The sequence below is a fragment of the Streptomyces tateyamensis genome (genome assembly GCF_003205575.1).
Classification (GTDB): Bacteria; Actinomycetota; Actinomycetes; order Streptomycetales; family Streptomycetaceae; genus Kitasatospora; species Kitasatospora tateyamensis.
Map to the genome: position 1 here is coordinate 24,272 of NZ_PYBW01000108.1, position 8,586 is coordinate 32,857.

General features: G+C 72.2%; 7 protein-coding genes. 4 read left to right on the forward strand and 3 right to left on the reverse strand.

Features of this window, described 5'->3' with window-relative positions; genetic code table 11:
- Positions 1-23: 23 nt before the first annotated feature.
- Complete coding sequence (locus C7C46_RS25905; RefSeq protein ID WP_110672332.1) at positions 24-2,999, reverse strand: AfsR/SARP family transcriptional regulator; 2,976 nt, start codon at positions 2,997-2,999, stop codon at positions 24-26.
- A 210-nt stretch (positions 3,000-3,209) separates the two neighbouring features.
- On the opposite strand from C7C46_RS25905, the gene C7C46_RS25910 reads away from it, so the two are divergent.
- Positions 3,210-3,419, forward strand: coding sequence for a hypothetical protein (locus C7C46_RS25910; RefSeq protein ID WP_110672333.1), 210 nt, complete (start codon positions 3,210-3,212; stop codon positions 3,417-3,419).
- A 230-nt stretch (positions 3,420-3,649) separates the two neighbouring features.
- Here C7C46_RS25910 and C7C46_RS25915 read toward each other — a convergent pair whose 3' ends face one another.
- Positions 3,650-5,335: a fumarate hydratase gene (locus C7C46_RS25915; protein ID WP_110672334.1), complete on the reverse strand. Its 1,686-nt coding sequence runs from the start codon at positions 5,333-5,335 to the stop codon at positions 3,650-3,652.
- Positions 5,336-5,473: 138 nt separating this feature from the next.
- On the opposite strand from C7C46_RS25915, the gene C7C46_RS25920 reads away from it, so the two are divergent.
- Both C7C46_RS25920 and C7C46_RS25925 read left to right on the forward strand, forming a co-directional pair.
- Complete coding sequence (locus C7C46_RS25920) at positions 5,474-6,121, forward strand: DUF1707 SHOCT-like domain-containing protein (RefSeq protein ID WP_245984925.1); 648 nt, start codon at positions 5,474-5,476, stop codon at positions 6,119-6,121.
- 243 nt (positions 6,122-6,364) lie between these two features.
- Positions 6,365-6,760 (forward strand): WhiB family transcriptional regulator, encoded by a 396-nt coding sequence (locus C7C46_RS25925; protein ID WP_425470122.1) that lies wholly within the window; start codon positions 6,365-6,367, stop codon positions 6,758-6,760.
- 28 nt (positions 6,761-6,788) lie between these two features.
- Here C7C46_RS25925 and glpX read toward each other — a convergent pair whose 3' ends face one another.
- Positions 6,789-7,829, reverse strand: coding sequence for a class II fructose-bisphosphatase (gene glpX / locus C7C46_RS25930; RefSeq protein ID WP_110672336.1), 1,041 nt, complete (start codon positions 7,827-7,829; stop codon positions 6,789-6,791).
- Between the two features lie 206 nt (positions 7,830-8,035).
- Here glpX and C7C46_RS25935 point away from each other — a divergent pair, with 206 nt between their 5' ends.
- Positions 8,036-8,563 (forward strand): DUF4245 domain-containing protein, encoded by a 528-nt coding sequence (locus tag C7C46_RS25935; RefSeq protein ID WP_245984926.1) that lies wholly within the window; start codon positions 8,036-8,038, stop codon positions 8,561-8,563.
- Positions 8,564-8,586: the final 23 nt, after the last annotated feature.

Sequence of the window (8,586 nt, forward strand, 5' to 3'; positions counted from 1 at the left end):
GCTCCGCGGGGGGACCCTGGTGACTACGGCGCCGCAGTGAGGGGTGGTGGCTCGGTGTGCTGTTCGTCGATGAGGCCCGCCACGGCCTGGGCCTCCGGCACACCGAGCCGGGTGAAGATCTCCTGTGCCTGCCGCAATCCGGCCAGCCCGCGACCCGGCTCGCCCAGCCGCAGCAGCGCCTCGCCCAGGGCGGCGCCGGCCAGGCCCTGGCAGTAGGCGGCGTCCATCTCCTGAGCGATGGTGAGCGCCTCCTCGGCGGCGGTCACGGCCTCGGCCGGCTGACCGTCCGCCAGCAGACACCCCGCCAGCCGGGCCAGCGACAGCCCTTCCCAGAGCCGCTGCTGCTGGTCCTGGTACAGCTGGTGGGCCTCGCGCAGCTGGGTGGCCGCCTCGGCGGGGGAGCCGGTGGCGCGCAGCACGACGCCGAACTGGTAGAGGGTGTCAGCCAGGCAGCGGATGTTGCCGGAGCGGCGGGCCATGTCCACGGCCGCGGTGGCGGACGCCACGGCGGCGTCCCACTGGTCGAGCATCAGCTGGGCGCGCGCGATGTTGCCCTGGATCCGGGCGGCGTGGCCGGTCCTGGCCAGCACGGTGGCCAGGTCCCGGGCCTCGAACAGGAACGGCAGCGCGGCGGCGGGCTGCTGGGCGGTCAGCACGGTGCCGAGCGCACTGCCGGCCGCGACCCGCAGGCCCGGGGTCTGGGTGCCGACCAGGCCCAGACAGTCCCGGAAGAACTGCTCCGCCGTCTGGTACTCCCCGGTCAGGTAGGCGATGAAGGCCAGCGAGAAGCGGACCCGGGCCAGCGCCTCGACGTCGTCGCCCTCGGTGGCGGCGGCATCGGCGACCAGCAGGGTGCGGCGGATCCGGGTGGCCTGGGTCGGCTCCTCTACCAGCGAGTTGAGGTTCACCAGCAGGTCGATCGCGGGCCGCAGCAGCTCCGGGGCCCGGTCGATCGACTGCTCGATGGTGCTGAGCATCAGCGCGAGCTCGCTGCGCAGCCAGGCCCGGGCGCCGTCCTCACCGCCCAGCAGCTCACCCGGGTGGGTGGGCACCTGCAGCGGCTCGATCATCTGGCTGTCCGGTTCCAGCAGCTTGGAGGCGCTGCGCACCGTGGAGACCAGCAGGGCGAGCAGCCGCAGCAGCGCCGCCTGGGTGTCCGCCAGGTCCGCGACCTTCTCCCGCTGCTTCTGCGCGAAGAGCCGCAGCAGGTCGTGGTACCGGTAGCGGCCGGGGGTGAAGCACTCCAGCATGTTCGCCTCGACCAGGGCCTCGGCGAGGTCCTCGGCCTGGTCCTGGGAGGTGCCCAGCAGCGCGGCCACCGCGGACAGCGGCAGGTCGGGGCAGTCGACCAGGGCGAGCAGCCGGAAGGCGCGCGCCTCCTCGGGGTTGAGCTGTCCGTAGCCCAGTCCCAGGGTGGTCTCCACCGCCAGGTTGCCCAGCTGGAGCTCGTCCAGCCGCCGGCGCTGGTCCGCTAACCGCCGGGCCAGGTCCGCGACGGTCCAGCGCGGCCGGCTGGCCAGCCGGGCGGCCGCGATCCGGACCGCGAGCGGCAGGAAGCCGCAGGAGGTGACCACGGCCATCGCGGCCTCGGGCTCGGCCTCGATCCGGTGCGCCCCGGCGATCGCGCCGAACAGCTGCAGCGCCTCGGCGGGGGTCAGCTCCTCCACGTCGAACAGGCTGGCACCGGGCAGGCCGGCGAGCCGGGAGCGGCTGGTGGCCAGCACCGCACAGCCGGCCACCCCCGGGATCAGCGGGGTGACCTGGTCCACGTCGCGGGCGTTGTCGAGCATGATCAGCATCCGCCGGTCGGCCAGCAGCGAGCGGTAGAGCGCGACCCGCTGCTCGAAGGACTCCGGCGCGTCGGTGACGCCGAGCGCGAAGAGGAAGTCGCCGAGCACCACCGAGGGGTCGGCCGGAGTGGCGCTCACCCCGCGCAGGTCCACGTAGAGCTGTCCGTCCGGGAACTCCGCCCGCACGCTGTGCGCGACGTGCACGGCCAGGGTGGTCTTGCCGACGCCGCCGATCCCGGCCAGCGAGGTGACCACCACCGCCTGGCCGGAGGCGCGGCGCAGGATCTCGCGCAGCTCGCCGACCAGGTCGGCGCGACCGCTGAAGTCCGAGACGTCGGCCGGGAGCTGGGCCGGCGGTGCCAGCGAGAGGGACGCCCCGGGCTCGGCATTCGGAATCTGGAATTCCGACTCGGTATTCATCAATGTCGGGTCGGCCGACAGGATCCGCGAGTGCATCGCGGCCAGCGCCGTTCCGGGCTCCACACCGAGCTCGTCGATCAGCAGTTTCCGGGTCGCGGTGTAGACGTTGAGCGCTTCGGCCTGCCGCCCGCTGCGGTACAGCGCGAGCATCAGCAGCTCCCGCAGCCGTTCACGCAATGGGTGTTCGGCGGCGAGTTCGTGCAATTCGGTGATGATTTCCGCGTGCATGCCGATTTCCAGTGCGACGGCGCACCGGTCCTCCCGGGCCGTCACCTGATGCTCCAGCAGGCTCAGCCGCTGCGCCTCGGCATAAGGCCCCGGAATCCCGGCCAGCGGCTGCCCGTGCCAGAGTCCGATCGCCGAGCTCAGCAGCGCGTGGGCCTTCTCCAGCGAGCCGTTCGCCCGGGCCTGGGCCGCTTCGCTGCCGAATGAATGGAAAACCGAGAGATCCAGTGATTCGTCCGGAATGCGCAGCAGGTAGCCGTCCCGTACCGAGACCAGCAGTTCGGCCGGCGCCCGGTTCTCCCGGCCCGGCTCGACGATGGTGCGCAGCCGCGAGACGTAGGTGCGCAGCGCGGCCACCGCCTGCGGCGGCGGCCGGTCGCCCCACAGGCCGTCCACCAGTTCCTGCGTGGTCACCGGACGGCCGCGGTGCAGCAACAGGGCGGTGAGGACGGCCTGTTGCTGCGGAGATCCCAGCGCGAGGGGTTGCTCGTCGCGCCAGGCCTGGACGGGTCCGAGCACCTGGAAGCGCAGCACGGCATTGTGCGGCGTTGCCTGAAGCTCCATGAGGGTCCCCCGATGGCCTGTTACTTCGAACCTTGAAGTGCTGCCTCCATGCTCCGGCTGCAATGCCCGGTCAGGAAGGGCAAAACGGGCGGATTGTTCACATGGAGGGCCGTTTATAAGACATTTAACGAACCCTACGATACTGTCCCCACGCCGCGGCCAGACCGACCGGGGCGGATAGGTACAGCCCCCGTGGAAGGTGGTTCGGCGATGGCCGAGAACAAGACTCCGATCACTCTGCCGGAGCAGGCCGACGCACTCGAGACCGTGCTGACCGGCGTGGTTCAGGCGACGTCGCAGGCGGCCGACCAGCACATTGAGCCCGAGATCCCGGCGCAGCCCGTCGTCGCCCAGGTGGCGCAGCCGGCCCCCGCCCCCGGCGTCCCCGGCCCGATGGGCGAGGTCATCAACACCCAGTGACCCGCCCCTGACTTTGGCCTGAACCCACCGCGTAGTTGGCCAGCCACGCTACGCGCGCAGAGCCCCCGGACCCCCGGGGGCTCGACTGTTTCCGGGGACGGCCGCCGGCCGAGGGGGCCGGGGCCCCGGGGAGCTGCCGTCCGCCGTTCTGGGCGCCCGGTGGGCTGACGGCAGGTCGCAAGAGCGCCGGCTGCCCCGGGAGCGGCGGTCCCGGGACAGCCGGCGGTGGGTCAGGAGCGGACCCGGATGCTGGTGATCAGCGGGCCGTCGGTGACCTCGGCGAAGAAGTCGTTGCCCTTGTCGTCGACCACGATGAAGGCCGGGAAGTCCTCGACCTCGATCCGCCAGACCGCCTCCATGCCGAGCTCCGGGTACTCCAGCACCTCGACCTTCTTGATGCAGTCCTGGGCCAGCCGGGCCGCTGGGCCGCCGATCGAGCCGAGGTAGAAGCCGCCGTGCTTGTGGCAGGCCTGGGTGACCTGCTTGGAGCGGTTGCCCTTGGCCAGCATCACCATCGAGCCGCCGGCCGCCTGGAACTGGTCGACGTACGAGTCCATCCGGCCGGCCGTGGTCGGGCCGAAGGAGCCGGAGGCGTAGCCCTCGGGGGTCTTGGCGGGGCCGGCGTAGTAGACCGGGTGGTCCTTGAGGTACTGCGGCATGCCCTGGCCGGCGTCCAGGCGCTCCTTGATCTTGGCGTGCGCGATGTCGCGGGCCACCACCAGGGTGCCGGTGAGCGAGAGCCGGGTCTTGACCGGGTACTTGGACAGCTCGGCGCGCACCTCGGCCATCGGGCGGTTGAGGTCGACCCGGACCACGGCGTCGTCGCCCGCGGCGGAGCCGCTGATCAGCAGGGCCTCGTCGGTGGTCTCCGGCAGGTAGCTGGCCGGGTCGGTCTCCAACTGCTCCAGGAAGACGCCCTCGGCGGTGATCTTGCCCAGCGCCTGGCGGTCGGCGGAGCAGGAGACCGCCATCGCGACCGGCAGCGAGGCGCCGTGCCGCGGCAGCCGGATCACCCGCACGTCGTGGCAGAAGTACTTGCCGCCGAACTGGGCGCCGATGCCGATCTTCTGGGTCAGCTCGAAGACCTTCTGCTCCAGCTCCAGGTCGCGGAAGCCGTGGCCGGTCTTCGCGTCACCGCCGGTGGGCAGCTGGTCCAGGTAGTGCGCGGAGGCGTACTTGGCGGTCTTCAGCGCGAACTCGGCGCTGGTGCCGCCGACCACGATGGCCAGGTGGTACGGCGGGCAGGCCGCGGTGCCCAGCGAGCGGATCTTCTGCTCCAGGAAGGAGAGCATCGACGACTCGTTGAGGATCGCCTTGGTCTCCTGGTACAGGTACGACTTGTTGGCGCTGCCGCCGCCCTTGGCCATGAAGAGGAACTTGTAGGCGTCCCCGTCGGTGGCGTACAGCTCGATCTGCGCCGGCAGGTTGGAGCCGGTGTTGCGCTCGTCCCACATGGTGACCGGGGCCATCTGGGAGTAGCGCAGGTTGAGCCTGGTGTAGGCGTCGTACACGCCGCGGGCGATCGCCGCCTCGTCCTGGCCGGCGGTCAGCACCTGCTGGCCGCGCTTGCCCATCACGATCGCGGTGCCGGTGTCCTGGCACATCGGCAGGATCCCGCCGGCCGAGATGTTGACGTTCTTCAGCAGGTCCAGCGCGACGAAGCGGTCGTTCGGGCTGGCCTCGGGGTCGTCCAGGATCCGGCGCAGCTGGGCCAGGTGGGCCGGGCGCAGGTAGTGCGAGATGTCGTGCATGGCCTCGGCGGTCAGCAGCCGCAGCGCCTCCGGCTCGACCTGCAGGAAGGTCCGGCCGTTCGCCTCGAAGGTGCTCACGCCCTCCGAGGTCAGCTTGCGGTACGGGGTGGGGTCGGCCCCGAGCGGCAGGAGGTCGGAGTAGGCGAAGTCGGGCGTGGGTGCCATGCGAGGTCCTTCACGGGGTCTGTGTGCTGCGTCGGCGAAGCGCCCTCCAGAGTAGATCTCACCTCCCGCCCGCGGGGGCTCACCCCCTAGGCTGTGAGAGTGGACACGAATCCGTCGCCGTCGGACCAGCCCGTACCCGTGAACCAGCTGCAGCCCCCCGCGACCCGGGTCGCCGAAGCCGACCTGCGCGCCTCGGACGCCGACCGCGAGCGGATCGCCGAACTGCTGCGCGACGCCTACGCCGAGGGGAGGCTGTCGGTCGAGGAGCACTCCGAGCGGATCGAGGCCGCCTACACGGCCCGCACCCTGGGCGAGTTGGCCCCGCTCACCCGGGACCTGCCCAGCCACCCGGCCGCCCCGGCCCAGGCGCCCCGCCCGGCAGCGGTCCCGCTGCCGCCGGCCCGGGACGAGTCGGCGAACATCCTGGCCATCTTCGGCGGGGTGGACCGCAAGGGCCGCTGGCGGGTCGGCTCGCACATCCGGGCCACCGCCGCCTTCGGCGGGATCTCGCTCGACCTGTCGGACGCGGTCTTCGAGTCGCCCGAGGTGCTGATCGAGGTCTCCGCCTTCTGCGGCGGGGTGTCGATCCGGGTGCCGGAGAACGTCACCCTGGTGGGCAGCGGGGTGGGCATCTTCGGCGGCTTCGACGTGCGCGAGCAGACCGCGGCCGACCCGTACGCCCCGGTGGTCCGGGTCAAGGGGGTTGCGGTCTTCGGGGGTTGCGACGCCAAGGCGCGCCGGGGCAAGAAGCTCAAGGAGTGGGTGCGCCGGCAGATCGGCGCCTGACCGGCCGCCGCGGCGGGCCGGCGGCGGAACCTCATGTTCCGTCAACTCACCGCACGGCACTCCGGGTTGGCACGGGTGCAGGCAGTGGCCGGGTGAACACGGTGTGCATGAACCGGGATCGCGCGGGGTAGTTCCTGGGGCACATCGATTTGAACGGCTACGGTCAGAACGGCGTCGGAACTCCACTCGGGACGGCAGCCGGGCCGTGTGCGAGCCATTCCCGAGCCTGTGTCAGGAGTTGCCGTGCTGCACCCGATCGAGCCCAGCACCACCGCCGTGATCCGTGCCGCCGCCCGATCCGGTCCGGCGCGCCCGGTGGGCTCGCCGGACCCGTCGCAGGAGAACCCCTGGCACACCCTGGCGGCCTGCCGCCGGGACGAGGCCGGCCTGTTCTTCGCGCCGTCCAAGGAGCCGACCGCGGCCCGGCTGGCCCGGGAGGAGCACGCCAAGCAGGTGTGCGGCGGCTGTCCGGTGCTGCTCGCCTGCCGCGAGCACGCGCTGGCCCAGCCGGAGCCGTACGGGGTCTGGGGCGGGCTGACCGCCGCCGAGCGCCGGGTGGTGCTGGCCCGCCGCCGGCGCCGGGCGGCCGAGCCGGCCCTGGTCCCGGTGCAGCGCGACCGGGGCCGGATAGCCGGCTGAACCGGCTGCCCGACCCCCGCCGCCCGCCTCAGTTGGCCCGGTCGAAGTCGATCGCGCTGTAGGCCCGCAGCTTGGCGAGCTTGTGGACCGAGTCGATCTGGCGGATCGTGCCGCTCTTGGAGCGCATCACCAGCGAGCTGGTGGTGGCGGTCGCCTGGCGGTAGTGCACGCCGCGCAGCAGCTCGCCGTCGGTGATGCCGGTGGCGACGAAGAACACGTTCTCGCCGCTGACCAGGTCGTTGGTGGAGAGCACCCGGTCCAGGTCGTGGCCGGCGTCCAGCGCCTTCTGCCGCTCCGCGTCGTCCTTGGGCCAGAGCCGGCCCTGGATCACGCCGCCCATGCACTTCATCGCGCAGGCCGCGATGATGCCCTCCGGCGTGCCGCCGACGCCCATCAGCAGGTCCACCCCGGTGCCCTCGCGGGCGGCCATGATGGCGCCGGCCACGTCGCCGTCGGAGATGTACTTGATCCGGGCGCCCGCCTCGCGGATCTGCTTGATCAGGTCGCTGTGGCGCGGGCGGTCCAGCACCACCACGGTCACGTCCTCGACCGCCATGCCCTTGGCCTTGGCGACCCGGCGGATGTTCACGGCCGGCGGGGCGGTGATGTCCACGAAGTCCGCCGCCTCCGGGCCGCAGACCAGCTTGTCCATGTAGAAGACGGCGCTGGGGTCGAACATGGTGCCGCGGTCGGCCACGGCCAGGACCGCGACCGCGTTGTTCATGCCCTTGGCGGTCAGCGTGGTGCCGTCCACCGGGTCCACCGCGACGTCGCACTCGGCGCCGGTGCCGTCGCCGACCCGCTCGCCGTTGTAGAGCATCGGGGCCTCGTCCTTCTCGCCTTCACCGATGACGACCACGCCGTTCATCGAGACGGTCGAGACGAGGGTGCGCATGGCCTTCACGGCGGCGCCGTCGGCGCCGTTCTTGTCGCCCCGGCCGACCCAGCGGCCGGCCGCCATGGCCGCTGCCTCGGTGACGCGGACGAGCTCCAGGGCCAGGTTGCGGTCCGGAGCCTCCGGTGCGACCTCCAGCGACTGCGGGAGGTGGGAGGGGTGCTGCGTGGTCATCGTCGTGACCTCTCTGTACGCGACGGCCAGCGAGCACTCGACCACTGCGGGTCGAGTACTGCGATTGAGGGTCCCCCGATCGTAGCTGTGCGCTCCGGGGCTGTCTGTGGCGCGGGTCCCGCTCACCTGCGCCGACGGAGGGCGCACGGGCCCCGGAGGCGACCCCGGTGGTCGGGCCGGGGCGGGCGATGGGTCACCATGAGGGGGTGGCAGGCAACGATGGCAGGAGAGGGCGGCAGACGGTCCGGGACATGGTCCTGTCGATGGCCGCCGTCATGGGCGTGGCCCTGGTGGCCTATCTGACGATTCCGCACAGCGGCAACGGGGACCCGGTCAAGGTGGTGGACTACAGCGCGGCGCTGGCCTCGGCCAAGCGCGCCGCGCCCTACCCGGTACTGGCGCCCCAGGGCCTGCCGCAGCAGTGGCGGGCCACCTCGGTGACGTACCGGAAGGACCCCGCGGGCCACGCCGGCTGGCACCTGGGCTTCGTCACCCCCGACGGCAAGTACGCCTCGGTGGAGCAGACCGACGCCCCGCCGAACGACCTGCTCAAGACCGTGGTGACGGGCTACGCCCCGGACGGCGGCTCGACCATCGACGGCCGGTCCTGGACCCGCTACCAGGGCGACCACTACCGCGGGGTGACCGAGACCAGCGGCAGCGCCACCACCCTGGTGGCCGGCAGCGCCTCCTACCCGGAGCTGGAGCAGCTGGCCCAGGCGCTGCGGCCCTGAGAGACGCGTGAGGGCCCGGCCCC

Bases quoted from the DNA above. Each gene is read 5' to 3' on its own strand.
- C7C46_RS25905 (WP_110672332.1), bottom strand. From the start codon at position 2,999: ATGGAGCTTCAGGCAACGCCGCACAATGCCGTGCTGCGCTTCCAGGTG.
- glpX (WP_110672336.1), bottom strand. From the start codon at position 7,829: ATGACCACGCAGCACCCCTCCCACCTCCCGCAGTCGCTGGAGGTCGCA.
- C7C46_RS25910 (WP_110672333.1), top strand. From the start codon at position 3,210: ATGGCCGAGAACAAGACTCCGATCACTCTGCCGGAGCAGGCCGACGCA.
- C7C46_RS25915 (WP_110672334.1), bottom strand. From the start codon at position 5,335: ATGGCACCCACGCCCGACTTCGCCTACTCCGACCTCCTGCCGCTCGGG.